Source organism: Proteiniclasticum ruminis, from assembly GCF_900115135.1.
Classification (GTDB): Bacteria; Bacillota; Clostridia; order Clostridiales; family Clostridiaceae; genus Proteiniclasticum; species Proteiniclasticum ruminis_A.
Window position 1 is genome coordinate 8,512 of record NZ_FOVK01000002.1, and the last position, 23,997, is coordinate 32,508.

Sequence of the window (23,997 nt, forward strand, 5' to 3'; positions counted from 1 at the left end):
TTTTATAACAATCGAGGCATATCAACGGTTTGACATAAATTGAAATAAATTGTCTGTGCTTGTCAAAGGCTATAAATTAAAACCATGTTAAAAAATGAAAATATCTTAGACGTTGATTTAACAAGATAGGTACTGTCTATGTCAAAGAATTTGTCAAAACTTTTCTTCCTTGCTCAATCATGTCTGTATTAACATGGGCGTATGTCTTAATTACTACTTCTAAAGTATCGCCGATAAAATAAGATATTGTCTTCAGATCCACACCTTTTTGTATCGCCATTGTTGCGTATGCATGTCTTAAACTGTGAGGCGTGATCGAATAACCAAGGCTTCTATAAACCTTAATCACATCATTGCTTTGGTAAAGTTTCTGTACGATCACCTGATTCTTATCTAGCGACACAGGCATTTTCTTTAGCTCATTTTTTAGCCTAGGATCCAATGGAACTTTTCTGTGTCCGTCTTTTGATTTAGTGTCAGGTTTTACAGTTTTATCAAGCTGCTTCTGTTGAGTGATGTGGATAAACTGGCTTTTGAAGCTGTTCCTGGTGAGGCCCCTCGCCTCAGATATTCGCAGACCCGCTAGTCCGAAACACATAGTCAAGAATCTTATATCCTGATTTTCTATTTTATCAAACAGTTCAAGCATTTCACTTTCAGTTAGTATCTGGTGTTTCTTAACTGACTTGGAAGCTTTCTCTTCTATCGTCACTTTTTCAAAAGGATTTTTCATGTCATAGTCAAGCTTATGAATCGCATAGTTCATAATACTCTTTCCAAAGCGTAGTAGGCTCATGGTGCCATTATATTTATGGTCCTTATAATAATCATGTATGATCGGAGCAACATCCACATAGGTTAATTTTAGCATCTCAACATCGTAAATAGGTTCAAAGTTTTTCAACCAGCTCTTATATGCTCTTTTAGTGGTTTCTTCCTTAGTTCCATCATCAATATAAAGATCAGCAATTTCCTTAAAAGTGTTCTTTTTTCTCTCCGGATTTTTGATTTTAAGAGCAGCTTGATCACCAGCTCTCTTTGCTTCTGACTTAGTTTTAAAACCAGATTTGCTGGAGTGGTACTTGTTGCCAGTAAATATCTGATAACTCCATTTATTTCCACGCTTTCTTAGTGATACCGTGTAGTTCATCTTCTATTCTCCTTTCAAAAGTATAAAACAAGAGGGAGCTTCGCGACTGCTCCCTGTTGTCTACTTATACTGTCTTAAACTTGCCACCATTTTCCCGAGGATTCTAACTTCTCCTTTTGATATAACCATGGGTTTATAAGTAAAGTTCTCAGACTGAAGAATAACAGAACCATTCTCTCTGAAAAAACGTTTAAGAGTTGCAGAATCATCTACTAGAACAGCACCAATTTCGCCATCCTCTAAATCATCTTGTTTTCTAATAAACACGATGTCTCCGTCCATGATATTTACGTTGATCATACTGTCACCTTTTATTCTCAAACAAAAATCCGCTTTGATTTTATTATCTAAACTAAAATAATCTTCAATGTTCTGTTCGGCTAGTATCGGTTGACCCGCGGCTATTGTACCTATCAATGGTATTCGTTTTGAGTTTGACCTTGACCGAGGTTCGTCTGTAATGTCTGACTTTCTAACGTTAAATATTTCAGCCATTTTTTCTATCGTGTCAATCCTCGGATATTTATTTCCATTTATCCAATGAGATACTGATGATTGAGATACGCCCAGCTTATCAGCCAGATCTGACTGTTCCATGCTGTGCTTGTCTAATTGAAACCTAATATTTTCAGAAAGTATTTCTCTTGAGCTTTTCATTTAATCACCTCCTTTATATGTAACTTAATTTTACTATAAGTAAATTATTATTACAATGACTTTAAGTAAATTATTTTTACAAAATGGGTTGCAATATTACTTTAAGTAATGTAGTATAAAATTAATCAGAGGAGGTGATATTTCATGGAAAACAAAAATTCTCAGTCAATAACCCTAAAGGCTTGGCGGGTAAACAAAGGGATGAGTCAGCAAGATGTTGCAGATAGGCTCGGGGTGAGTAGGCCAACTGTAATTAAATGGGAACAAGAAGACGCTAAAAATAACGGTTTGGTGATTTACGCTTTGGCTAAACTGTACGATGTTGACATAGATGACATAAAGGCGTAATTTTTTTTGCTCATCACTTTACTTTAAGTAATATGAAGGGGGTAATTAAGATGAATAATCTAACAATAATTAATAATGGTCAGGTGGTGGTCAGCAGCAGACAGATTGCTGATAACTTTGAAAAAGAGCATCGCCATGTACTTGAAACCATAAGAAATCTCACTGCCGAAAATTCGACCGTGAAATCGATGTTCTATGAGTCCTCATACAAGAATGAGAGAGGAAGAGATTACTCTGAATACCTGATGAACCGTGACGGGTTTTCTCTACTCGTTATGGGATTCACCGGACAAAAGGCACTGGAGTGGAAGCTCAAGTACATCGAAGCCTTCAATAGAATGGAAAGGATGCTGATGGAAAAGGCCCCATCCTATCAGATTTCTGACCCAATCGAAAGAGCCAAAGCTTGGATCCAAGAACAGGAAGAAAAGAAAGCCCTTGAAGGACACATTGAGGAGCTGAAGCCAAAAGCACTCTTTGCCGATAGTGTAGCATCATCCCGGAACAGCATCCTGGTTGGTGAACTAGCAAAACTATTGAACCAAAATGGTATTGATATAGGGCAAAAAAGACTATTCCAAGTCTTGAGAGATAAGGGATATCTTCTTAAAAGCGGTGAAGACTATAACATTCCTAGTCAGTATTCCATGGATCTCAAAATCATGGATATTAAAAAAAGCTCAGTGAATAATCCTGATGGTTCAGTAAGGATCACGAGGACACCAAAGGTCACCGGAAAAGGACAAATTTACTTCGTAAATAAATTTTTGAAAGGAGAATTGAACTAATGAAAATCACTATTTATGTGAAGACAATGGCAGAACTTGAAGATGTTGCCCTTGAGGCAGACAAGCTTTTTGAGAAAATTTCAGGCGTGCTTATCGAAATCGTTGTAGGGGAAAGGGCATAGCGCCAACTATGCCCTTTAAGAACTATTTTGACTCTGTTATTAGAAAATACTCGATCTGATCAGATGGGACAACTGCTTCCTCTGCTTCCCCTTTAAACCTGATGGAAATTGAATTTACGGGAATCGAATTTCCAATATCCTTTTCGTAAATGTCAAAGATACCTACAAAGTTAGAAATCATAAATTGTTTACCTGATTTCAGGTGGACTTTTACACTAACCATATTATTCACCTCCTTTCTATAACCAGTATATCGAAAGGAGAGAGAAAAGAAAGGAGAAAAATACACATGAAAACAGTCCTTACAGTGAAAGACCTGTGCGAGCGATGGGGAGTAGATGCCAGAACCATCGCTAGATATGAAGAGGAAGGCATCATAAGAAGATTATCCGGAATACCGGGTGTCCGTTTTTCACTCACCAGCATTGAGAAAATTGAGTGCGACGGTGTCGACAATCTTTTGATGAAAAAAGATCGAATCATAAAAGAACAAAGTCTAAAAATTATTGAGCTGGAAAGCAAGCTAAAAACGATAAGGGAGGTAGCTAATTAAATGAACAACGTACTTTATAAGGTGAAAGAGGTAAAAGAGTTCTATCTCGATCCTCAAACAGTAACCGATATCAACGCTTACCTTGAAGCGAAGTGGATAGTTCTTACATTTTCAGTCTCCAGAGATATACCGATTGTTGTCCTTGGTAGGACCTTCGATTACACAGAGGAAACTCACGAGCCTAAAAATATAAATTATTTCACATCTGACCCTCATGCCCGTGCAGTAATTCGAAACAAAGATATGGCGAGATTGATAAAGGACATCGAATCCCTTAAAGCAGATCTCCATCACGCAACTAAATCTTTTAGAAAATCGGAGGAAACAAAATGAACGAAGAATTACTACAGTTTGAACTGTATAAAAAGGAACATGACGACGCTATAAAGGCGCTTGCAATGAAAATCCATGAGGATCTTAAACTCTATTGCAAAACCTACTGGCAACTACACAAATCTGTAGAGCGTTACAAGAAGTCTCTGGTCTTCAGCAACATGCCAAATGTGGCCGATGCACTTTCAGAAGTCTTTGAAAGTGAACTATCCACTGTGATTATTCCGCGTGCTGCGACAACGTTAGATTTGGGTTCTGGATATTTTAAGCTTAATGACGAAAGGAAGGTTATTGAATTTGTCACCTCGGAAGGAGAAGAAGATGCAGAAGAAAAAGAAGACATTTAAGGACACCGTTCTTTTCGTGATATTCTTCGCTGGCATGTCAGTATTTGCCGCCTTTATGGCCATCCTTGTGTATATCTTGAGACTGCTGGGGGTGCAATAAATGGAAGAGTACTACAGAAGGTCCGCTGATCATAAGTACAAGCTCCATCAGATGGAGCAGAACCGCCTCAAACGAGAAGCGGAGCTGAGAAGAAAGCAAAGAAGGAAAGCTCAGATGGTCCAAAAGGTTGTCATCAACCTGGAGCACATCCTATCAGTTGTGATTAGTCTTTTTAACATCATCATGGTCTTTGTATGGGTCTTCTCTGTCAGCTCCTTGGACTCAGAAAGCTATCTACCTATCATTGCCCTCATTGTTTCAACAATCTACCTTGCAGCAATCGCTTATATAAAGGGGTACATGGGCAATGATAACAAAGCTTAGGTGTAAAGAGTCAGGTGAGATCCTGGAGTTTGATGTTGATTTTAAGACAGACCAGCATTATGTACTGGTCCCGGATAAAGACAAAAAAATGAAACAAATAGAGTGCCTCAGCATGGATAAGTGGGAGGTGGCAGAAGATGAAAAACAACTCACTTCACGATGAGCTCATGAGGCTAATCAATCAGTTCCGCGAGAACGGATACTCAGACGAATGGATCAAAGAAACATTTAGAAAGGTACTGGAGGAAATCTAATGGAAATCTGCTTATATTGCCAAAAAGGAAAGGCAATGAATATCTCAGAGTTTGGAGACATCTCCATCAAGACGTATATACACGGTAATCTCCTTGTGACGGAGGCTATCAATTACCGCAATGATAAGGATGATTTCTCAGCCATGAGAATCAATGTATGCCCCATGTGTAAAAAGGAGCTGGAGGAGCTTCCGGAAGAAGTAATGGAAGAGGAAATTGAGGAGGGAAAATAATGGGAATGACAAGAAAGGAAATCAATAAGTACATCGAAGCGATGATGCAGGAAGCGCAGCGCAACGTTAAGGAACATATTGAATCAGAGCATGAATCAAGGAAACAGAACCTCATGAATAAGTATGATCTTAAGAACAGGGTTGAAGATATCAGAGAAGACCTCTTCAAAGTTGAGGAAAAGATTAATGCAATCATCAAAGACTTTTCAAATGACGGTGTCATTAAGCATGACTATTGGAGAACCCCGATAGGTCTTGTTATGGCGGCGGCAAACATGATGAGTTCACAAGATTTTTATAATAATCAATTTGATCCATCAAAAGATGATGCTTACAGAGCTCTAGAAAAATTTAAAGAAGAATCATTGAAGTCAGTCAGAGTCAACTACAGCGCTTTAAGGGAAAACACAGCATTTATGCCACCTATTAAGGCTGAGGAATATCTCATAAGCTTAGGCTTTATTCTTCCAAATGATGGCGAATCTACCGCGATCATGAAACCCTTAAATGAAAAATTCCTGATTGCCAAGGGGGTAAAATCCGATGAATAAAGCCTTGGACCACTCTGTAACTCCCAGACAAATTGATTACATGAAACACACTATTGGCTTCGAAAGAAGTATGGTCACAGGCCGAAAGCACCCTAAATATAAAGCTTATCGGAATTATTTTGCAACAGCAGAGAATTGTGATGGATTCCAATCTCTTATCGATTTAACTGACAAAGGATTGATGCTAAGCAGACAAGATGGTTCTCGAGGTTGGTTGTTTCACCTATCAAAAGAGGGTTTTAAATTTTTATCTAAAATCACAGAAGTAGACATACGGGAGGATCAAGATGAATAAAGTGGTGATTATCGGGCGATTAACTAAGGACCCGGAGCTGAAGTATACACCGGGAAATGGAACTGCAGTAACGCAGATCACCGTGGCGGTAGAGAGAAGATTTAAGAAAGACGGCCATCAAGAAGCTGACTTCATCCCGGTAGTTATCTGGGGAAAAGCCGCTGAAAGTACAGCGCAGTACACAGAAAAAGGAAGACTCATAGGAATATCCGGAAGAATCCAGACAAGATCTTATGAGGCTAAAGATGGCGGGAAGAGATATGTCACGGAATTGGTCGCTGAAGAGGTCAAGTTCCTGGAGTTCGCGAAAAAATCCGCTGATGCTTCATACACATCCGGTGAAGAATATGGAGCATCTTACGAGGACATGACGCCTATAGATGATGGGGATATCCCATTTTAAGAGCACAAATGAAAGGGGGGTTGCTAAATGGCTATATATAGACAAGTCCATATAACATTTTGGACTGATCCGTGCCTCCTCGAATGGTCCCCGGAAGAGAAGTACTTCTATCTTTACCTCATGACGAATCCGTACACGAATCAAATTGGCATCTATGAGATAAGCAAGAAAATGATCTCCATGCAGCTCGGATACAGTATCGATACAGTATCAATACTGATAAAAACCATGATAGACAGACAGAAAATACTCTATTCTGAGGATACAAATGAGGTTTATCTTCTCAATTGGATCAAGTACAACAAATCATCCTCACCAAAGGTGCTCAGTCTTGTAGACAAGGAGCTTGCAATCGTTAAGAATCAAGGCTTTGCGAGGTTGTATCATGACACATGCACAAGCCAAGGTTTGAAATTAAAACCCCTATCCATACAGTATCCATACAGTATGGATACACATCCGCAAAAAGAACAAGAACAAGAACAAAAAGAAGAACAAGAAGAAGAACAAGAAAAAGAACAACAACAAGAAAAAGAAGTGTCGGTTGTTGTTGTGGATAACCTTCATGCGGATAATATTTTTTCTCAATTTGAAAAAGCGGGTTTTGGATTGGCCAGTTCCTTCCAGGCTGAAAAACTCAGTGAGCTTGAAAAGCATTATGGGTATGAGTGGACATCAGACGCAATAAAAAAGGCCGCGCTCAGCAATGCCTTTAATCTAAATTACGTGGAAGGGATCCTGAAGAACTGGAAAGCAAATGGAAGAAATGCGAAGAAGCCCAAATACGACAAAAAGGGTAAGGAAATAAAGAAAGACTTTACGGAGCGGGAATATGACTACGATGCATTAGAAAGACAGCTCCTTGGATGGGATAAAAAAGGAGGTTGAGTATGAGAAAAGATCAATGCCTGTTTTGCTACTCCAGGAAGTGCAATCACAGAGTGATCTCCAGTGATGATAAAGGCAAGTCTTACGATGAAATATCATGCTGGAGACACAGAGAGGACTTGTATAGGCACGCTAATGAGAATTACAAGCCAATGAAGACCTACATGGAGACCACCGGCAGTTATTGCAGAGGAGACAAGATATGATCGTAACATTTTTGATTGAGGGAGAACCGCAAGGAAAAGGCAGACACAGAACCACTAAAGCGGGAATAAACTACACACCTGGAAAAACCGCAATGTATGAAAACTGGGTGAAATCAGTGTACATAAATAGAGTTGGAGAAAAGCTCCTCTATGGACCGATAAGGGCCACGATAGAAGCTTACTACACTATACCCAAGAGTAAAAGCAAGAGGGTAAGAGAGCGGATGTTTCGACAGTTGGAAAGGCCCACAAAGAAACCTGATGTGGATAACATTGCAAAAGCCATCCTGGATAGCCTCAACGGGATAGCATACAGGGATGATTCTCAAATCGTGGAACTCAATATGAAAAAGCTTTATGCAGACATGGGATTTGTGAAAGTAACATTGGAAGAGTTGGAAGGAGAAGAATAGATGGTAGAAGTAATCAGAACAAAAGCAATCAAGAAAGCTCGTAAAGAGCATAAGTGCAGCTATTGCGGAAGAGATATCAAAATCGGAGATCCATATAGAAGGTCACTGCTCAAGATTGATGAGCCTTATACCTGGAATGAATGTAAGTACTGTGAGGTAGTAGCCGGTGAAATCACTTCTTCTGGATTTTTCGTAAGTGATGGAGATGGATTCAGCAGAGAGGATTTCTCTGAAGCAGTTCAAGAACTACATGAAGTTTTCTGCAAGCCTTTGGATTTCTTCTCGCTTCCGCGATATACAGAGGATCTTTATTCAGAATTCTGTCATAAGGAACTGCAGCGCGTAAAAGAAGCAAATAAAACTCATGGAGAATACACGTATTGGAGATTAGTCGAAAGGAGACCAGTCAAATGAGTTTAGATGAAATCACCGCAAGGATCAGAGAGAAGAAAAATAGAATGGGATACTGCTATGAGTATCTGGGAGCTCAGGTGCTGAAGAGTGGACATACCGTGAGGAGAATGGCCCTACACCAAGATGGAACACTGTACACCATGTTGGACATGCTAGATGAGCTGAAACTAGAACTCAGACTAAATGAAGAGGTCATCCAAAGTCATCAGGATATCCTGGAATTTCTAAAAAGACACAAAATTGAGGCTGATAAGGTAGCCAAGAGGTGCTCAGTAGAGCCGATACACATCAAAAAACTCTGCAAGGGAGAAAATATCAGGGCTGATAAATTCATGGCCATCATGCAAGGCATTGGAGTAGAGGCAAGAGCAATATAGGGAGGAGAATCATGGAGAAAATCAATCGGGAAATCGCGGAAATCAAAACCCAAAGGTATGGAAAGAACTTTGCCATGGCCATCGCAATACACATATACAAAATGTGCGAGGTCGATGACGCCTACAGGGCAAGGGTAGATTTGGAAGAAAAGTCGCTGAAAGACTGCATACAGTACATCTACACGGTGATTAAGAATAAAGCTCCAAAGGGAGCAGAAGCAGCGGCCGCAACAGATGAAGAAGTTTACCAGTTTGTAGATACTTACTACAAGTCCAGCAAAGAGGAGCTAAAGATTGATCATATCATCAGAGTGGATACTCAAGCTCCTCCAGAAAAGAAAGCTGCAGAAGAAACGACCTATGCAAAAGTGGATGCTCCTCCAAAAGTAGAAGTCAAGAAAGAAAAGAGCATGCTTACCAAAAAGAGCGAAGTAAAGCATAGAGATCCAGCCATCGATAACCAGGTATCTTTGTTTGACCTGATGGGGTGATTCGCGTGGATAAGAAAGTGTTAAAGAAAATACCAGTCAAGGACTACATCAATGCAGCGGAAGTTTTAAATACCTTGAATTCTGAAAGATATTACCTGGTCAATGCATACCAGCATGAGGAGATCCTGGTACTTGATTTGTACAACAATAAAAACGAGCTCGGCTTCAGAATCTTTCACACCTTGGGAGACTGGATTGTCCTTGAGGGAAACAAGTGGAGAAAATCAGGAATCGAAAGACTGTTTTACTACTGGCCAAGGTATACCCTCATTGCAGGCAAAGAATCCATGGAAGTAATGCGAAAGTACTTGAAGACAGAGAATGACCCCATAGAGAAGCTGGTGGAGCTCCAGGAAGAGATTAGAAAGCGAAGACTAGCAATTGTGCATAAAAAGGAAATGGACGAAATAGATACTTATATGGAGCACGTGAAGCCTATACCAGAAGATTTTTATAAGTGGATTGATGATGAAGTCATGAAAGAGTCCAGGTACATCATTTATCAGTATAGAAAGGCGAAGCTCATGAAAGGCAGATGCACTCACTGTGAAAGTGATGTGATGGTAAGCGGAGCCAAGCATAATGTAAAAGGCAAATGTCCAAGCTGCAACAGCGTGATCACCTTTAAAGCAAGTGGAAAATTCAGCCTGGCAAACGATAAAGGGCGTGCTCGATTAGTTCAGAGTTATCCTGGAGGAGCTGTCGTGAGAGAATTTAGCATATGGTACCGACACGAAAACTTCTCAGGTGGCCCAAGGGTTGATAAATCAAAGAATGAGTATCACCGCAAAATCATAACTGATGAGTATAAGATTTTCCATTACGGGACCTTCAAGTCTACTGATCAAGTCAGGTGGAATAATGGAGCATTATTCGATTCTTACGAATCTCCAATATATCCTGGAAACATTCAAGAGGAGCTAAAAGGGACCAGATTCCAATATTCCGGATTGTGGGAAATGATAAATTCTGATGCTCAGTTCAGGCCAGAAGATTACCTAAACACTTACCTCAAAGGATCCGCGATTGAGTACCTTGCAAAGCTTGGACTACATAAATTAGCACTGGCAGCAATAGTTCAGATAAACGGGGATGGGTACTACATGTATGAGAGAACTAGGTGGCCGAAAATCAATCTACATGGGAAAACCCCAACAGAAGTACTTGGTATTGGTAAATACAATTTCAACCGTGCTGTAAAGTTGTCTGCAAGCTTAAATATGCTGAAAATACTGCAGCTTTCAGAGTCAGAAAATTTACATATCCAAGATGAGCATCTTCTGGAAATTGAAAGTAGGTACTCGGACAGATATTCACATCAATATGAAGACTTCTTCAGAGTTGCTAAATTATCTACAGTACACCAGGTACTCAAATACACCAAGGACATTAATTTCGGAGACTACATGGACTATATAGACATGGCTGAAAAACTTAACTGGAATATGAGAGACCGGTTCGTGCAATTTCCTAGACATTTCAAAGAGGCCCATGACCAAGCTTCAGCATTGCTAGATATAAAAATCCAAGCTGCTCATAACAGATCAATTGCAGAGTTCTTCAAGGCAAACAGCGAGAAATTCAATTTTGATTCTGAAAAATACTTGATAAGGCTTCCAATGAGTGCGAAGGAGATAGCAAGAGAAGGAAAGGTCCTCCATCATTGTGTAGGTTCATACATTGAGAGAGTCGCTTCCGGTGAAAGACTCATCCTCTTTATCAGGGAGAAAGATAAACCTCATGATCCTTTATACACAATGGAGCTTGAACCGGAGACATACATGTTGATTCAGGTGAGAGGGCTTAACAATGCGGGTGTACCAAAGATGGTTAAAACCATGATTTCAAAGCATCAGGTAAGACTGAATAAAAACAAGAAAAAGAAAGCTACAACAGCTGCTTAAGAAGGGGGAAAGAAAATGAAGATGATCAGGTATTATGTCCGTTGCGTTAGATGGCTATGGAGAAACAGAAACTGGAAAAACAGTCGCCAGAAATGGAAAGCCATGGAGCGGGAGGTGCAGGAATGAAACGCCGATGTTACAAGTGTGGCGAAAAAGCGACGAAGCTCTGTGACTTTAGAAATTATAAAAAAGATACGATTATTGATCAATACGGAAAGGAAATTCCAATAGAAATTGCAGCTCTAAAAAGATGTGATAAGCCTATGTGCGAAAAGTGTTCAAATAGCTACGAAAGTGACACGGACTACTGCGATGCACATAATAATGAATTGTCTTTTTACAAAACTGAGCAGGCGGAAAGAGTGAATTCAAAGCGATTGAAAATCATCGTGAAAATAATGGGGGTGCATGAATGATTGAACAAATCACAAAGCGATTGAGGAGATCCGGAAACACAGGGCTGTTCCACGACTCAAGGAAAGATGTACTCACGATTACGGAGCATAGCAACATACTCCAGGAAAAAATTAATGAGCTCGTATCGGCTGTGAACCGACAGGATAAGGAAATTAAAGAATTAAAGGAGGCTGCAAAGAATGAAACATGATGAATATATGAAAAAGTATGGTGTTGGTTTTTCTAGCAATGCTTATTTAGATGGAGAAGTGGCAACTGGTGAAATAGAAGAACTTCTTGAAATCCTAAAAGATAAGCATATAAAGTGTCCAGATATAGTTTCCGGGTTGGTTCTGGTGAAAATAACGATAGATACAGATTCTGAAGTTGACCGCATTGAGGAATCTTTGTGGGACCATGACTTCGCGGGAGAAGATTATGAAATGCCGGAGAAAGGAAAAGAATATCTTAAAAAATGTTTTGAAGAATACAATGAAAAATACGCAAACCACGGAAACTATTGTGATGAAGTGAAGGTAGAGGTCCCAGAAGAAATGAAATATGAGTTGGAGGAGCATGATGAAGCCTGAAGAAGCACTGGATGTGCTCAAAAGAATGAGAGTGGCATTGGCCACATCTAGAGTGGATGGAATAAGAGTGCTTGAACCTTTAAATGTCGCCATTGCAGCCACTGAGAAGCAGGTAGCGAAGAAGCCTACAGTGAGTGAAGGTGGAGATGATGGCGAGCATTACGACTATTGTCCTATTTGTGATAAGTCAGCAACTGATAATTATTGCGGTAATTGTGGCCATAAGCTTGATTGGGGGAGTGAAGAGTGAGCTGCGAACATGACTTTAGACACCTAGATACAATTTACAAGACTAAATATATAAGCTACACATATTCGAATACGTACACTAGACTTGATAGATTTTACTGCTCCAGATGCTTAGAAATCAAAGAGGTACTAAAAGAAGAGGATCGAAGAAGTGAACCGGATTGGTTCGACAAGGAGAGATTGTAGATGGTAATAAAGGTTATTAAAGATAAGGAGGAGCTGGAGATTGACATCATGAAGGATATAGCGGTCCAGCTCCGAATGCAAGGTTACAGATTCATGGATCCATTCGACGGGCTGAGATGTCAAAGAAGAATCGACGCCCTTCACCAGGTAAGAAGTTACCTTCCGGTAGATGGAACAGAACAAACACTTGTTAAAGAAAAGAAGCGCTCTGAACAAGCACAGCTCATAGCCAAAGCAATACTGAAAGATGCACTAGCCTGGGTCAAGCTTTTAGACGCTGATGGAAATTAAGGGGGAGAAAAATGGATAACAAGATTGAAGTTCTAAATCGGTTGCTGCATGAAGTAAATCGAAAGCTAAAACTGGCTAATGAAAGTACAGAAAAGCTAAAAGTTGAAAGGGAAATTGATTTCCAAGCGCTTAGAAAACTATACGATTATGAAGACAAGCTTGAAAAAAGAAGAACTGTTCTGCAGGAAATAATTGAAGATGAGAATTTGAAGTCAGGTGTTATCAAAGAAAACACTAATGATGACATTATCGTGGGAGCGGATATGGGTAAAGGCGCTGATACAACGGTATTCGTAAGGGATATTTCACGAGAAACTGCTGAGGAGCTCATTAAGCGCATGGAAAGGAATCATAAGCATGGGAAAGTATAAGCTTCTGCTCAAGTACAAGGATCCGGAAAACAACATCTCCATCATATGCGATAACGCTCAAGAGGCTTTACATTACAAAAGACAATCTATTAAGCAAGGGTATGAGGTGGAGGTGAGAAGGCTGAATGAAGAGGAAAATACCAAGAAGGTATAGATATAAAGCTCAATTCAAGAAGCCTGAACCAGAACTCAACAATGAAGATGAAACAGAAGAATTGAAAGAAACAGAATCTGATCGAATGCTACGGTGGAGCTGGACTGCATTAGGTAAGTTGTGTTTGGAGGTAGTGAATGACTAAAGAGCAACTGTGTGAATATCGAGAACTACAAAAAGAAATCAAAAGATTGCAAGCAAGGATTGAAAAATTGAAAGATAAGAACGAGGGTTACGTTGCTGATGTTGTGAAAGGATCCAGTATAGAGTTTCCTTACACACAACATCCGATACTGATTGAGGGATTCGATGCAGAAAAGAAACAGGCATCAATATCAAGGTTTAAGGAGCTTCTCTCAAAGAGGGTGGAGAAGTCCATGAATAGATCGATAGAGATAGCTGAGTTCATATGCAACATCGAATCAGTAAAAATTAGGACGATATTCGAATATAGATACTATGACCTGATGACGTGGCAGCAAATTGCCTACAAGATTGGGGTTACAGATGAATCTTATCCAAGAAGAATACATGATAAATTCTTTGAGGATAGTCCGAATTAGTCCGAATGATTCATGATAATATGGTATCAAGCGATTTTCCCAGTAGATTACTCCTTTCAATATGACAGAAAGCCCTTGCACAGCGTGTAGGGGCTTTTTGTTACGCATAAGGCGGGTGAGCATATGGCTGACAATGATATTAAAATGATCTGCAAAAACTGTGGCAAAGCAACCACGGGCATCATAAAAGAGATAGAGTACACCATCAGAGAGGGACGCGCTTTGTCTTGCATGCATTGTAAAACCAAGCTCAAGTATCCTTACAATGGAGTGAAAGACTGTATGAGAGAGCGCTGTTACAAGAGGGTTAATGGTTCACTTAAGCAAACAAAACTATAAATTCTCAGATATTGTTTACTCTTTATATATTTGTTATTCTTAAACAAAATGAAAGGGTGGATTCAATATGTATAATATTCCAGATTTTGATGCAATGTTAGAACCATTTAGAGAAAAAATGCGCGAAGTAAGTGCTAGATACCAAAACATAGTAAATGCCTCAATTCAGAGACTCATCAAACAGTTTAGAGATTTTCTAGCTGAGCTAGATAAATATTATTCTTTGGAAGACGTTGAAAAATATATATTTGTTTGTGAGGAAATGAGGAAATTTGGATGGACTGTATCATATAAGAATCCATACATCGATGAATTACATGTGTTAATCAACTCATATTACAATGGATGTATAGAAAGAAATGAATACATTGAAAGAGTTGATAGTACATTATTAAAGTTCATCACGGACTTTGATTTAGTCAAGATTAATGAAGTTGTAGAATTGAATCCAGATCGTAAGATTCTACTTAGTAAAGCCATTGATTTATATAAGCAAAAAAATTATGATGCTAGCATCCCATTGCTATTAATTCAATTGGATGGTCTTAGCCGTGATATTCTTAGATTGAACAGTAGGTTAAGTGTTTTCACAAAGAGAAATTACGAAGAAAATATCCGTTCTGCTGTTCATCGTCAGTTTAATAAAGATTTAACAGATAAAGAAGATATAATTACAAGAATGATTATAGCTAATATAACTGTATTTGATAATTTCAGTGTAAGCATGACTGCAAGTTCAAACGATATTGAATCACTATTTAATGAATGCAAAATCCATTCAAAGTTTAGTAGGCATTCAGTTCTACATGGAATAGATTGTAGTTACGGGAATGAACTAAACGCAGCAAAGAGTTTATCATTTCTAATTTACCTCAAAGAAGCATTGCCAATTTTATTATGGATTCATGAGTACGAAGATGAAAGTTGAGAATAGAAGTGTGTGATTCTGTACATTATGAATTAGGAGGGGGTACCAATGCCAAAGAATGTGAATTATTATCAGAACAAGAAGATCAATGAGCAACTCAAGAAGAATAGAGCAAATGTAGATATTGATGCCATTGAACTCAAAATCAGAGAGATGCTTATTCTCAATGGGTTCAACACATCGGAAATCGCGGCTGTTCTTTTTACTGTCATGCGAAACGTGCTGCTCTATGAAAGGAACCGTGAGTTCTTGGATAAGGTTGGAATCAATCCGAGACAACTCAATACTGAGGTAGTAGTGGAGATCCAGAAGCTATTGATAAAGGAGTACTTAAATGGACTTAATGAAACCGGAACTGCTACGAAAGCTTAATAAGCTCATAGAAGACGACGAAGTTCAGAAGTTCTACACCTGGAAAGAGTACAGGTTCTTGCGATCTAAAGCTAAGATACGAGACAACAATGAATGCCAGATGTGCAAGCGAGAAGGCAAGCACGGACAGTATGGTGCGTGCCACCATAAGGAAGAGGTCAGAGAGAAGCCTGAGCTCGCGCTGACGCTCAGTAACGTAGAGATACTCTGTAAGTACCATCACAATATTGTTCACCCTGAGAAGCTCAATGCAACGCCAGTCTTCATGAACGAAGAATGGTTCTAAATCCCCCCGGGTCGAATCAAACGGCCTTCTATCGGGGGGACCATGCAACGGGAGGGGGGGGACGCAACGGAGATTTTTTAAATTTTATCATGAGGGAGAGGGGTGGTTTTGGTGGATTTGAGACAGGTCAGAGAAGAGTTAAACCTCACTCAAAAGGGTATGGCGGAAACGCTGGGGATTGGCTTGACCACTTGGAAAAACTATGAATCCGCAAAGCGGAAACCGCCGAAAGAAATCGTTGAAAAAGTGGAGTGTCTATTACGTGACTATCAAGAGGCACGTGACCATGAAATGGACACGGCAGTTACTTACTCAGAAGAAGACATAAAGGAGTACCTTCTGAATGCTCTTGATGAAAAAGGAGCATTGAAACCAGTATTCGTTGATCTAGTGAATCGATACATGCAGATGTGGAAAACATCAATTGAGCTCGAACATGACATCAATAAAAATGGAGTCTCTGTGATGGGCGCCACTGGCCCAAAGAAAAATGATAGCGTTGCACTGCTTGTCAATGTGAATAAGCAGATGCTGATCGTTCTGGATAAGCTAGGCTTAAATGCCAATACCATAAAGCCAGAGGATGGAGCAGATGTATAAAAAAGGCTCATGTGCTCATCTTGACGACTGGATTGACATTGTAAAAAATCATAAGCAGCCGGTAAACATTGAACAGGTGCAGCTTATCGCACTTGTGGAAGAAAAGCTGCAGGAAAAAGATGTAATTGTTGATATAGATAAAATCAATGATTGCATCGATTTTATTGAGACTTACAGACCATACAAATTAACCCCGATACAGCGCTTTATCCATGCGTGTGTGTCGGGGCTTTTCTATACCGATGGATCAGTTGTATTCAGAGAGTTTTTCATTTATTCCGGTAGAGGATTCGGGAAAAATTCGCTGATATCAGACATTTCTTTTTACCTATCAAGCAACCGACACGGAATCAAAAGATACAACGTGGATATGGTGGCCAACTCTGAGGAGCAGGCAAAGACATCTTTCATGGATGTGCATGAGACTATAGGAAACCACCGAAAGCTTCAGGCAGCATTTACAAGAACTCTTGAAAAAATAACCTTCCGGAAGCTGAATGCTGTTATCAAGTTCTGGACTTCTAACGCGAAGACAAAGGATGGGTTAAGGCCTGGAGCTATTGTATTCGACGAAATCCATGAATATGAAGACACGAAGATCCTCAATGTTTTCACTTCCGCGTTGGGTAAAGTAGCAAACCCAAGAATCTTTTATATCACCACGGATGGATATCTGAGAGAAGGAGTGCTGGACCATTTCAAAAGAGTGGCCTTGGAGATCCTCAGCGGGAAAGAAAAGAGAAGAAGAATGTTTCCGCTGATTTGTAGAATTGAAAGTATGGAAGAATGGGAAGATCCAGAAATGTGGATCAAGGCGAATCCAAACCTTCCATGGCTTCCAAATCTGCAGCAGGAAATGGAACAGTATTTTATCGATGCGAAAGATAGCCAAACCTCCAAGATTGAGTTTTTGACAAAGAGATTGAACTTTCCACTCCAGGATACAACTGTTGTTGTGGCCACACATCAGCAGCTTATTGATGCTTCAGAACCACTTCCAGATCTCGAAGGGTGGGAATGTATCGGCGCCGTTGACTATGCGGACGTTAGAGACTTTATTGGAGTTGGCCTTTTGTTTAGAAAAGGACCTATAAGATATTGGCTAAGCCATACCTTCATTGTTGAAGAATCCTTGAGACTCACGAACTACAATCAAGATCTTCTTGCGGTGGCGAAAGAGAAGAATCTTTACACAATCATCCCAGGCCAAATAGCCGATGAAAAGTATATCATCGATTGGTTCCTAAGCATGGCCAAGAAATACAGAATCAGAAAAATTGCGGGAGACACATTCCGATTGAAGCTTCTGAAAGAAGGATTTCAAAAAGCTGGACTGCCAATGGAAGAAGTTAGAGCTGGTCCAGCCACTCATAACTTATTAGCCCCTACAATAGACACGCTCTTTGGGAAAGGCCTCATAAAATGGGGAGACAACCCGATGATGAGATGGTACGTCAATAATACAAAAGTTGTTACAGATGGAAAAGGAAACAAGACCTATCACAAGATTGAACCTATAAAGAGAAAAACCGACGGTTTCCATGCACTCATCCACGCTCTTGTGAAAGAAGAGGAATTGCCAGCTGAACCGGTTAAATATCAAAAGAGGTTTAAGACCAGAAACTACTAACGCTGAAAGGGGGTGAACGAGTGGCAAGTATTTTACAAGGAATAAGAGAATGGTTTTTCGGGATCGGCGACAACCCATCATCCCACACGAATAAAAGCTACTTTGAAACGCTTCAAACGAAGGTAGCCTTTAAGGAGTATGCAATTCAAATTTGCATTAACAAAATTGCGAACGCTTTGAGCATGTGCGATTACATTACCTATGACCCGAAGGGAAAGAAAACCGATAAAGTTTTTAAGGGTAATCTCTGGTATCAACTCAATGTATCGCCGAACCCGAATCAATCCTCTTCAGACTTTTGGCAAAAAGTCATCAGTCAAGCAGTTTACGATAAAAACGGGGCGCTGATTATACAAATGGATGGCGGGAAAGGTTTCGTTGTGGCGGATAGCTACGATGTAAAAGAATTCGCTTTTGTACCTAATATTTATAGCAATATAAAAATCGGTAATCTACTTATGGATAAAACGTACAATGAAACTCAAGTATTGAGAATAAAGCTCAATAACTCCAAGGTAAAAGAAATCGTGGATGGAGTTTATGAAGAATACGGTAAGCTCATAGGTGGAGCAATCAAGAATTATAACCGTAACAACTCAAAGAAGTTATGGATCAAGATGGGGACCATGTTTAACCAGCTTAATCAAGTGGTTACAGAAAATGAAGATGGAACGATAACCACGCAAGCAGATCTGATACTTGATGATTTGTTTACGAATAGACTCAAGGGATACTTTGACGAAAGAGACTCAGCAACACCTCTAGAAGAAGGGCTTGAAGTACAGGAATCGCAAGAGAACAAGCAGCAAGGAAAAGAAGTCACCACAAGAGATGTTAAGGATCTCTTTGATGACATTTTAAATTTAGTTGCGGATGCTTTTGGAATTCCGAGAGGTCTTTTAAAAGGTGATGTGGCCGATGTTGAGGCTATGACGGATAACTTCATTGCTTTCTGCGTCAACACTATTGCGAACGCCATCGAAGACGAATTCAACAGAAAGCTTTATACCCAAGAAGAAATAATCAGCGGAAAAAAGCTTGCAGTGAAAACAACTAGAATAAAAGCTCATAATCCAGTGGATGTTGCTTCCAGCGCTGAGGCGTTATATAGAATCGGAGTTGCAAACGTGAACTACATCAGATGGCTGATCAACGAGGAACCTATTGACGAAGACTGGGCGGAAGATTACGCGCTCACGAAAAACTATGAGCGTAACCATGATAAAGGGGAGGTGACTTAATGAAACTATATCAAAAAGAACAGATCATGAAGTCCTTGGAAAACGCAGGCATGAAGATAGACATCAAGCCAAGACTGGAACTGAAGAAGAGTGATAACAAAGCGGAGCTTTACCTGTACGGGGACATCATTGAAGATGATTACGTGTGGGACAAGACCAAACAGTATATTTCCTCCAAAAAGGTGAGGGAGCAGCTGGATAATCTTGACGGCGAAGATCTGCTGATCCACATCAATTCTTTCGGTGGAATGACCTTTGAAGGTGTTGCCATCTTTAATCTATTAATGGATTACCCCGGAAATGTTGATGTCCAGATTGACGGTATCGCCGCTTCAGCCGCGTCAATCGTGGCCATGGCCGGAAAGACTATCAAGGGAAGATCCAACACTATGCTGATGATCCATAAAGGATGGACCTGGACCCGTGGAAATGCAGACGAACTCAGGAAAGTTGCAAGTATGCTTGAGAAAATCGACGCTGCGGCAGATGAGACATACATGAAAAAGTTTAATGGAACGAAAGAAGAGCTGCTTGCTCTTATCGGAAATGAGACTTACTTGACCGCTGAAGAAGCCCTTGAAAAAGGATTTTATGATGAGGTAATCGAAGCCTCTGAAGGCGATCCAAAACCCGAAGCATCTGCAAAGCCGGAAGAACCAGTAAAGCCATTATCCTTGTTTGAACTACACAGAATCAATAAAGAAAAGCAAGAAGCAGCTCGAAAGGCTGCTAATTTATTTGCCAAATTTAAGGAGGAATAAAAATGAACCATCCAGACAATCAGAAATTTATGGAAATCAAGAACAAGATGCAAGCGGCTATCGCCAACGGAGACACTGAAGGGTTTACCGCTTCTATGGACGATTTCGCCAAAGAAATCCAGAACAGCATCATCGAAGATGCAAAGATGGCGAGCAGAGAAAACCTCTCTATGAACGCGCTGTACATGAACAAGGAGTACAATCTGAGACCGCTGACCAGTGAAGAAGAGAAGTTCTACATGGCGGTTGAAGGAAACACCTTTGCCAATACTCCAATGCCCAAGACTGTTTTCGATAGAGTCTTTGAAGACCTCAGAAAAGACCACTCCCTTCTTTCTAGAATTCAGTTCGTAAATGTTACAGGAGTTACAGAATGGTCCATGAGAAATGGGGATGTTCAGGCAGCTCAGTGGGGTAAGCTTTGCGATTCCATCAAGAAGCAGCTGGACATGGCTTTCAAGGTTGAAAACATCACCCTGAATAAGCTTTCCGCTTTCGTCAACATGTGCAAAGCGATGATCAAGCTTGGTCCAGTATGGCTTGACAGATTCGTGAGAGAAATGCTCATGGAATCCGTACAGCTGGGCGCTGAGAACGCAGTCGTTGCAGGTAACGGTCTTGATCAGCCAATCGGTATGATGAAGAATCTTGCCGCTCCAGTAGATCCAGTCACTGGATACGCTGATAAAGCTGCAACCGCAATCACTGATCTAACTCCAGCGACCATCGGAAGAACAATCGTTGCGCCAATGACCAAGAACGGTACCGTGAAGGTTGATGTTGCCGACATCCTCTTTATGGTAAACCCACTTGATTACTGGCAGTCCATCTTCTCCGAACTGGCCTTCAGAACCCCTGAAGGAAACTATGTACTGGATAAGACCTCCATCGGAGCTACTCTTGTACAGTCTGCAGCAGTCCCAGCCGGAAAGATGATCGTCGGAAAAGCGAAGAACTACTTCTTCGGTCTTGGTATGAACACCAAGATTGACGTATCCGATGAATACAGATTCTTGGAGGATGACAGAGTCTACATCGCGAGACTTTACGGTCACGGAAAGCCTGTAGACAATGACTCCTTTGCGATCTTTGACATCACAGGCGTAAACCCTGTGACCCCATAACAAAGGGAGGATATGGAAATGGCAGCTAAAACCACATCTAAATCCTCAGCTAAGCCGGCAGTGGAGCGTCAAGTTGACGCCCCTACTGCTGAAGCTAAGAAGACCCAGGCATATAAAGTCATTGAAACCTTTAAGGATGTAGATGGCCACATTTATACAAAGGGGTCCAATTACCCGGCTGAGGGTAAAAAAGCGAAGAATGAACGAATCCACCAGCTTCTCACAAGCGAGAACAGAATGAATAGGCCGTTCATTGAAGAGGAAACGGAGGGATAAAAATGTCCCTGAAAAATGAACCTATACAGTATCTTCCCATGGCAAAAGATAGAATCAATGTGACCTTTAGCCATAGAGATGAGGATATAAAAAGAATGATTGCGGAAGCCATGGTGAAAATCAGAGCATGGGTAGGCCAAATAGATTTTGATCCAGAATCGGATGTTTCTGACACCGTCGGAATCCTTGCCAATGAAATGCTGCTCGATTACGTGCGCTACAAGTGGAATGGATCTGGCCAGTATTTTATGCAGGAACACCGGCCGGCAATCTTGACACTACAGATGGAGGTGGCCAAGCGTGATAAGAAGAAATAAATATACTCACGACGAACTGAATTCAGGCCAGCTATCCTATGGATGCGACAAGCATACAAGAGATGCCGCCGGAAAACGAACCGGAAGCACTTTTGAAATTGCAGGGATTCTGAACTTTAAGAACATGTCTCTTCGGGAAAGTGATTACAACCTTTACGAGGCGATAGATAAAGTCATCGCTAGGAAAGTGAAGGTTTATTATGTTCCTGGAATAGAGAAAAATCACAAGGTAATACTTGAAGGTGAAAAGTACGACATCACCAGGATTGATCCAGACAATGAGAAAACCTTCCTGTACCTGTACCTGGAGCGGGTGAATGTATGACGAAAGAAAGAATCGCTACGGTAATAAAAAAGCATTATCCGGATATTCCGGTATTTGACTCAGATATCAAGAAAGAAGAAGTGGCGGAAAACCCTTCTTTTTTCATGTTCCGGATGTCGAATAGATACACACGTGGTGAGAGTGGCAGAAGCCTCCTCCAAAGAGTGTATGTATCTTTCGTTACGAAGGAATATAAAGAAATCAACGTGCCTCTTCTTGCGCAGGATTTACAGACCGTGCCACTTTATTTTGTGGATTCCGATGAGGAACTTGGAAAAATCCAAGGAACCGACATCGAAGCCATGATGGTCACGATGGAATTCTCCATGCAGGTAAAGGGGTGCATGATATGAAATACGATGTAACCCCCAAGGGGCAAGATGATCTCATAAAAGCCATGCAAAAGGTTCCAGAAAAGACAGAGGAGTTAATCAACAAGGCTCTTCACTCTTCCGGAGGGAAAGAAGTCTCCATGGCCATCATTGGCTTTATGCCAAAGTCATCAAGAAATAAAAAGCACGCAAAAGAAAGCAACTCCTTAAAACAGGATGACCTTAACCTTGGGTTCAGAATTTATCCGCGCGGAGGAGCTGCACGGAATAAGGGTTCCTTTGGGTACCTAGTATTTCCAAATGATGGAAGAGGAGCAAAGAATCCTGTTGCTCAAGGCTTTTTTGAAAAAGGTCTTGAAAGCAAGATGGATAAACTGACGCAAATCGTTTTAGAAGCCCTGGAAGAGGGCGTTAAATTATAGGAGGGTAAAAAATGGAACTAGATAAAAGTTATGATGTAGTCCGGATTACCAACGGATTTATAAGACTGTACGACGAGGCAACAAAGACCTACGGAACAGCAAAGTCCACTGGATGTTTAGGAAGCTTGTCCACTGAATCAGAAACAAGAACTGTAGTCAAGAGATGTGAGGGGGAAGTTGTAGAGGAGGTAACCATCATCACTGCGCTGCTGGTCACATTTACAGGTCATATGCCAATTGGTGTTCTCAGAGATCTGTACGGATTCTCAAATGAAGGACTCAAGCCTGGCGTGTACGCTATTGGTAGAAAGTCTAAGCCGAAGAAAGGAATTTACACATGGCAGGCGGAAGACTTGTACGATGAACAGAAAAAGTTCATGGCATATCCAAACATGAGAATAACTTCAGGGTACGCATTTTCTCACGAGAATGGCGCTGAAGAAATTGCAGAGGTATCCATCAACTTTAAGGCTATGAGGGATGAGCTTGGAAACTTCTACTATGATGCTTATGAGAAAGAATTAACAGATGAATCCGTGAAGACCGGATGGGCACAGACCTTTGATCAGTCTCTTGTTGAACTCGTGACCCCGTAATGGAGGGAGCTTATGTTATACGAACTAGACCTTAAACCTGATGCAGCTGGAGAAATTAAGACAGTGACGCTTGATACGTCGCTGTCTCTTTATTTTCTGAAAAAGATGCAGCAGGAAAATCTTCTATCTAAAAATTTCATTTCAAATCTTGTGATGACACAAGCGGACCCGACGAAAGCGAACTATGATGATCTCCTTAATTCTCCCTATATCGCTTACAGAAATGCGAATCCAAATGGGATGAAAAAAGAAGAGTTTGAAGCAAACGTTCTTTTCGACATGGACATGTGTTCAGTGGTTTACGCAGACATTATCCAGGGAGAACAAAAAAGAAGTGGCGCTATGGCTAATTCTTTCAGACGGGTCACTCAAAGAAAAAAGTAAAGAGCGGAGGGCAGAGGATCCCGGAATATTGGAAAGAAGTGGAAAGCGTAGAGGATGTTTATTCAATCTACGCTTTTTTATTTAGGATTGATTCCTGGACCGTTTGGCGGCTA

The 23,997-nt window shown here is 40.6% G+C and carries 44 protein-coding genes; 41 read left to right on the forward strand and 3 right to left on the reverse strand.

Translation table 11 applies throughout. From position 1 onward, the window contains the following. Positions 1 to 136: 136 nt before the first annotated feature. Entirely contained in the window at positions 137 to 1,150 is a 1,014-nt protein-coding gene (locus tag BM243_RS04600; protein WP_074910957.1) for a site-specific integrase, read from the reverse strand. Between the two features lie 60 nt (positions 1,151 to 1,210). Further along, entirely contained in the window at positions 1,211 to 1,807 is a 597-nt protein-coding gene (gene lexA / locus BM243_RS04605; RefSeq protein WP_074910959.1) for a transcriptional repressor LexA, read from the reverse strand. A 144-nt stretch (positions 1,808 to 1,951) separates the two neighbouring features. Here lexA and BM243_RS04610 point away from each other — a divergent pair, with 144 nt between their 5' ends. Genes BM243_RS04610 through BM243_RS15470 form a run of 3 tightly spaced genes read left to right on the forward strand, consistent with a single transcriptional unit; the run spans position 1,952 to position 3,065 of the window. Then, the gene (locus tag BM243_RS04610; protein ID WP_074910961.1) at positions 1,952 to 2,155 is read left to right on the forward strand and encodes a helix-turn-helix transcriptional regulator; all 204 of its coding nucleotides are present in this window, start codon (positions 1,952 to 1,954) and stop codon (positions 2,153 to 2,155) included. 50 nt (positions 2,156 to 2,205) lie between these two features. Then, positions 2,206 to 2,943 (forward strand): phage antirepressor KilAC domain-containing protein, encoded by a 738-nt coding sequence (locus BM243_RS04615; RefSeq protein ID WP_074910962.1) that lies wholly within the window; start codon positions 2,206 to 2,208, stop codon positions 2,941 to 2,943. Further along, positions 2,943 to 3,065: a hypothetical protein gene (locus BM243_RS15470; protein ID WP_278335434.1), complete on the forward strand. Its 123-nt coding sequence runs from the start codon at positions 2,943 to 2,945 to the stop codon at positions 3,063 to 3,065. The genes BM243_RS04615 and BM243_RS15470 overlap by 1 nt, the downstream gene beginning before the upstream one ends. Before the next feature lie 22 nt (positions 3,066 to 3,087). On the opposite strand, the gene BM243_RS04620 is transcribed toward BM243_RS15470, so the two are convergent. After that, on the reverse strand, positions 3,088 to 3,288 hold the full coding sequence (locus tag BM243_RS04620) for a hypothetical protein (protein WP_074910963.1): 201 nt from the start codon (positions 3,286 to 3,288) through the stop codon (positions 3,088 to 3,090). 66 nt (positions 3,289 to 3,354) lie between these two features. On the opposite strand from BM243_RS04620, the gene BM243_RS04625 reads away from it, so the two are divergent. The 38 genes from BM243_RS04625 to BM243_RS04820 all read left to right on the forward strand — a co-directional run bounded on the left by BM243_RS04625 (position 3,355) and on the right by BM243_RS04820 (position 23,884). Continuing rightward, on the forward strand, positions 3,355 to 3,618 hold the full coding sequence (locus tag BM243_RS04625) for a hypothetical protein (RefSeq protein ID WP_074910965.1): 264 nt from the start codon (positions 3,355 to 3,357) through the stop codon (positions 3,616 to 3,618). After that, entirely contained in the window at positions 3,619 to 3,951 is a 333-nt protein-coding gene (locus BM243_RS04630) for a hypothetical protein (RefSeq protein WP_074910966.1), read from the forward strand. Continuing rightward, positions 3,948 to 4,298: a hypothetical protein gene (locus BM243_RS04635; RefSeq protein WP_074910968.1), complete on the forward strand. Its 351-nt coding sequence runs from the start codon at positions 3,948 to 3,950 to the stop codon at positions 4,296 to 4,298. The genes BM243_RS04630 and BM243_RS04635 overlap by 4 nt, the downstream gene beginning before the upstream one ends. Then, the gene (locus BM243_RS15475; protein ID WP_278335435.1) at positions 4,273 to 4,398 is read left to right on the forward strand and encodes a hypothetical protein; all 126 of its coding nucleotides are present in this window, start codon (positions 4,273 to 4,275) and stop codon (positions 4,396 to 4,398) included. Before BM243_RS04635 ends, BM243_RS15475 begins: the two co-directional genes overlap by 26 nt. Next, positions 4,399 to 4,722: a hypothetical protein gene (locus tag BM243_RS04640; protein WP_074910969.1), complete on the forward strand. Its 324-nt coding sequence runs from the start codon at positions 4,399 to 4,401 to the stop codon at positions 4,720 to 4,722. It abuts the gene before it with no gap. 253 nt (positions 4,723 to 4,975) lie between these two features. Next, on the forward strand, positions 4,976 to 5,209 hold the full coding sequence (locus tag BM243_RS04650) for a hypothetical protein (RefSeq protein WP_074910973.1): 234 nt from the start codon (positions 4,976 to 4,978) through the stop codon (positions 5,207 to 5,209). Then, positions 5,209 to 5,760 (forward strand): hypothetical protein, encoded by a 552-nt coding sequence (locus BM243_RS04655; RefSeq protein ID WP_074910974.1) that lies wholly within the window; start codon positions 5,209 to 5,211, stop codon positions 5,758 to 5,760. The genes BM243_RS04650 and BM243_RS04655 overlap by 1 nt, the downstream gene beginning before the upstream one ends. Beyond that, positions 5,753 to 6,055 (forward strand): hypothetical protein, encoded by a 303-nt coding sequence (locus BM243_RS04660; RefSeq protein ID WP_074910976.1) that lies wholly within the window; start codon positions 5,753 to 5,755, stop codon positions 6,053 to 6,055. The genes BM243_RS04655 and BM243_RS04660 overlap by 8 nt, the downstream gene beginning before the upstream one ends. Continuing rightward, entirely contained in the window at positions 6,048 to 6,458 is a 411-nt protein-coding gene (locus tag BM243_RS04665) for a single-stranded DNA-binding protein (RefSeq protein WP_074910977.1), read from the forward strand. Before BM243_RS04660 ends, BM243_RS04665 begins: the two co-directional genes overlap by 8 nt. A 27-nt stretch (positions 6,459 to 6,485) precedes the next feature. After that, a complete protein-coding gene (locus BM243_RS04670; RefSeq protein ID WP_074910979.1) occupies positions 6,486 to 7,346 on the forward strand; it encodes a DnaD domain-containing protein in 861 nt (286 codons plus the stop codon). A 202-nt stretch (positions 7,347 to 7,548) separates the two neighbouring features. Next, on the forward strand, positions 7,549 to 7,965 hold the full coding sequence (locus BM243_RS04680) for a RusA family crossover junction endodeoxyribonuclease (protein ID WP_074910982.1): 417 nt from the start codon (positions 7,549 to 7,551) through the stop codon (positions 7,963 to 7,965). Continuing rightward, a complete protein-coding gene (locus BM243_RS04685; protein ID WP_074910983.1) occupies positions 7,966 to 8,379 on the forward strand; it encodes a hypothetical protein in 414 nt (137 codons plus the stop codon). After that, entirely contained in the window at positions 8,376 to 8,756 is a 381-nt protein-coding gene (locus BM243_RS04690; protein WP_074910985.1) for a hypothetical protein, read from the forward strand. The genes BM243_RS04685 and BM243_RS04690 overlap by 4 nt, the downstream gene beginning before the upstream one ends. A gap of 11 nt (positions 8,757 to 8,767) precedes the next feature. Next, positions 8,768 to 9,247, forward strand: a complete 480-nt coding sequence (locus BM243_RS04695; RefSeq protein WP_074910987.1) for a Cas9 inhibitor AcrIIA9 family protein — start codon at positions 8,768 to 8,770, stop codon at positions 9,245 to 9,247. 5 nt (positions 9,248 to 9,252) lie between these two features. Continuing rightward, positions 9,253 to 11,151: a PcfJ domain-containing protein gene (locus BM243_RS04700; RefSeq protein ID WP_074910989.1), complete on the forward strand. Its 1,899-nt coding sequence runs from the start codon at positions 9,253 to 9,255 to the stop codon at positions 11,149 to 11,151. Positions 11,152 to 11,207: 56 nt separating this feature from the next. After that, on the forward strand, positions 11,208 to 11,567 hold the full coding sequence (locus BM243_RS04705; protein WP_143093538.1) for a hypothetical protein: 360 nt from the start codon (positions 11,208 to 11,210) through the stop codon (positions 11,565 to 11,567). Continuing rightward, positions 11,564 to 11,758 carry a hypothetical protein gene (locus BM243_RS04710; protein ID WP_074910992.1) on the forward strand — a complete coding sequence of 65 codons (195 nt, stop codon included), beginning with the start codon at positions 11,564 to 11,566 and terminating at the stop codon, positions 11,756 to 11,758. Before BM243_RS04705 ends, BM243_RS04710 begins: the two co-directional genes overlap by 4 nt. Beyond that, positions 11,748 to 12,137: a hypothetical protein gene (locus tag BM243_RS04715; RefSeq protein ID WP_074910993.1), complete on the forward strand. Its 390-nt coding sequence runs from the start codon at positions 11,748 to 11,750 to the stop codon at positions 12,135 to 12,137. The genes BM243_RS04710 and BM243_RS04715 overlap by 11 nt, the downstream gene beginning before the upstream one ends. Next, on the forward strand, positions 12,127 to 12,387 hold the full coding sequence (locus BM243_RS04720; RefSeq protein ID WP_074910995.1) for a hypothetical protein: 261 nt from the start codon (positions 12,127 to 12,129) through the stop codon (positions 12,385 to 12,387). The genes BM243_RS04715 and BM243_RS04720 overlap by 11 nt, the downstream gene beginning before the upstream one ends. Before the next feature lie 185 nt (positions 12,388 to 12,572). Continuing rightward, positions 12,573 to 12,863, forward strand: a complete 291-nt coding sequence (locus BM243_RS04725) for a hypothetical protein (RefSeq protein WP_074910996.1) — start codon at positions 12,573 to 12,575, stop codon at positions 12,861 to 12,863. 11 nt (positions 12,864 to 12,874) lie between these two features. Continuing rightward, complete coding sequence (locus BM243_RS04730; RefSeq protein ID WP_074910998.1) at positions 12,875 to 13,234, forward strand: hypothetical protein; 360 nt, start codon at positions 12,875 to 12,877, stop codon at positions 13,232 to 13,234. Next, on the forward strand, positions 13,221 to 13,388 hold the full coding sequence (locus tag BM243_RS15210) for a hypothetical protein (RefSeq protein WP_177213461.1): 168 nt from the start codon (positions 13,221 to 13,223) through the stop codon (positions 13,386 to 13,388). The genes BM243_RS04730 and BM243_RS15210 overlap by 14 nt, the downstream gene beginning before the upstream one ends. A 137-nt stretch (positions 13,389 to 13,525) precedes the next feature. After that, the gene (locus BM243_RS04735; RefSeq protein ID WP_074910999.1) at positions 13,526 to 13,951 is read left to right on the forward strand and encodes a DUF1492 domain-containing protein; all 426 of its coding nucleotides are present in this window, start codon (positions 13,526 to 13,528) and stop codon (positions 13,949 to 13,951) included. A 406-nt stretch (positions 13,952 to 14,357) separates the two neighbouring features. Beyond that, positions 14,358 to 15,218, forward strand: a complete 861-nt coding sequence (locus BM243_RS04745) for a hypothetical protein (protein ID WP_074911003.1) — start codon at positions 14,358 to 14,360, stop codon at positions 15,216 to 15,218. A gap of 48 nt (positions 15,219 to 15,266) precedes the next feature. Continuing rightward, positions 15,267 to 15,590, forward strand: a complete 324-nt coding sequence (locus BM243_RS04750) for a hypothetical protein (RefSeq protein WP_074911005.1) — start codon at positions 15,267 to 15,269, stop codon at positions 15,588 to 15,590. Continuing rightward, positions 15,553 to 15,876 carry an HNH endonuclease gene (locus tag BM243_RS04755; protein ID WP_074911006.1) on the forward strand — a complete coding sequence of 108 codons (324 nt, stop codon included), beginning with the start codon at positions 15,553 to 15,555 and terminating at the stop codon, positions 15,874 to 15,876. The genes BM243_RS04750 and BM243_RS04755 overlap by 38 nt, the downstream gene beginning before the upstream one ends. A gap of 102 nt (positions 15,877 to 15,978) precedes the next feature. Continuing rightward, a complete protein-coding gene (locus BM243_RS15025; protein ID WP_083422621.1) occupies positions 15,979 to 16,476 on the forward strand; it encodes a helix-turn-helix domain-containing protein in 498 nt (165 codons plus the stop codon). Continuing rightward, positions 16,469 to 18,106, forward strand: coding sequence for a terminase TerL endonuclease subunit (locus tag BM243_RS04770; RefSeq protein WP_207646166.1), 1,638 nt, complete (start codon positions 16,469 to 16,471; stop codon positions 18,104 to 18,106). The genes BM243_RS15025 and BM243_RS04770 overlap by 8 nt, the downstream gene beginning before the upstream one ends. A 20-nt stretch (positions 18,107 to 18,126) precedes the next feature. Further along, positions 18,127 to 19,347, forward strand: coding sequence for a phage portal protein (locus BM243_RS04775; RefSeq protein WP_074911009.1), 1,221 nt, complete (start codon positions 18,127 to 18,129; stop codon positions 19,345 to 19,347). Further along, entirely contained in the window at positions 19,347 to 20,108 is a 762-nt protein-coding gene (locus tag BM243_RS04780; protein ID WP_083422623.1) for a head maturation protease, ClpP-related, read from the forward strand. Before BM243_RS04775 ends, BM243_RS04780 begins: the two co-directional genes overlap by 1 nt. 2 nt (positions 20,109 to 20,110) lie before the next feature. Continuing rightward, complete coding sequence (locus tag BM243_RS04785) at positions 20,111 to 21,232, forward strand: phage major capsid protein (RefSeq protein ID WP_242943511.1); 1,122 nt, start codon at positions 20,111 to 20,113, stop codon at positions 21,230 to 21,232. Between the two features lie 18 nt (positions 21,233 to 21,250). Continuing rightward, positions 21,251 to 21,508, forward strand: coding sequence for a hypothetical protein (locus BM243_RS04790; protein ID WP_074911012.1), 258 nt, complete (start codon positions 21,251 to 21,253; stop codon positions 21,506 to 21,508). A 2-nt stretch (positions 21,509 to 21,510) separates the two neighbouring features. Beyond that, positions 21,511 to 21,825: a hypothetical protein gene (locus tag BM243_RS04795; RefSeq protein ID WP_074911014.1), complete on the forward strand. Its 315-nt coding sequence runs from the start codon at positions 21,511 to 21,513 to the stop codon at positions 21,823 to 21,825. Further along, a complete protein-coding gene (locus BM243_RS04800) occupies positions 21,809 to 22,150 on the forward strand; it encodes a head-tail adaptor protein (protein ID WP_083422624.1) in 342 nt (113 codons plus the stop codon). Before BM243_RS04795 ends, BM243_RS04800 begins: the two co-directional genes overlap by 17 nt. Then, on the forward strand, positions 22,147 to 22,503 hold the full coding sequence (locus BM243_RS04805) for a hypothetical protein (protein ID WP_074911015.1): 357 nt from the start codon (positions 22,147 to 22,149) through the stop codon (positions 22,501 to 22,503). The genes BM243_RS04800 and BM243_RS04805 overlap by 4 nt, the downstream gene beginning before the upstream one ends. After that, on the forward strand, positions 22,500 to 22,904 hold the full coding sequence (locus BM243_RS04810) for a hypothetical protein (RefSeq protein ID WP_074911017.1): 405 nt from the start codon (positions 22,500 to 22,502) through the stop codon (positions 22,902 to 22,904). The genes BM243_RS04805 and BM243_RS04810 overlap by 4 nt, the downstream gene beginning before the upstream one ends. Before the next feature lie 11 nt (positions 22,905 to 22,915). Beyond that, on the forward strand, positions 22,916 to 23,500 hold the full coding sequence (locus tag BM243_RS04815; protein WP_074911019.1) for a hypothetical protein: 585 nt from the start codon (positions 22,916 to 22,918) through the stop codon (positions 23,498 to 23,500). Between the two features lie 12 nt (positions 23,501 to 23,512). Further along, a complete protein-coding gene (locus BM243_RS04820; RefSeq protein WP_074911020.1) occupies positions 23,513 to 23,884 on the forward strand; it encodes a hypothetical protein in 372 nt (123 codons plus the stop codon). Positions 23,885 to 23,997 lie beyond the last annotated feature (113 nt).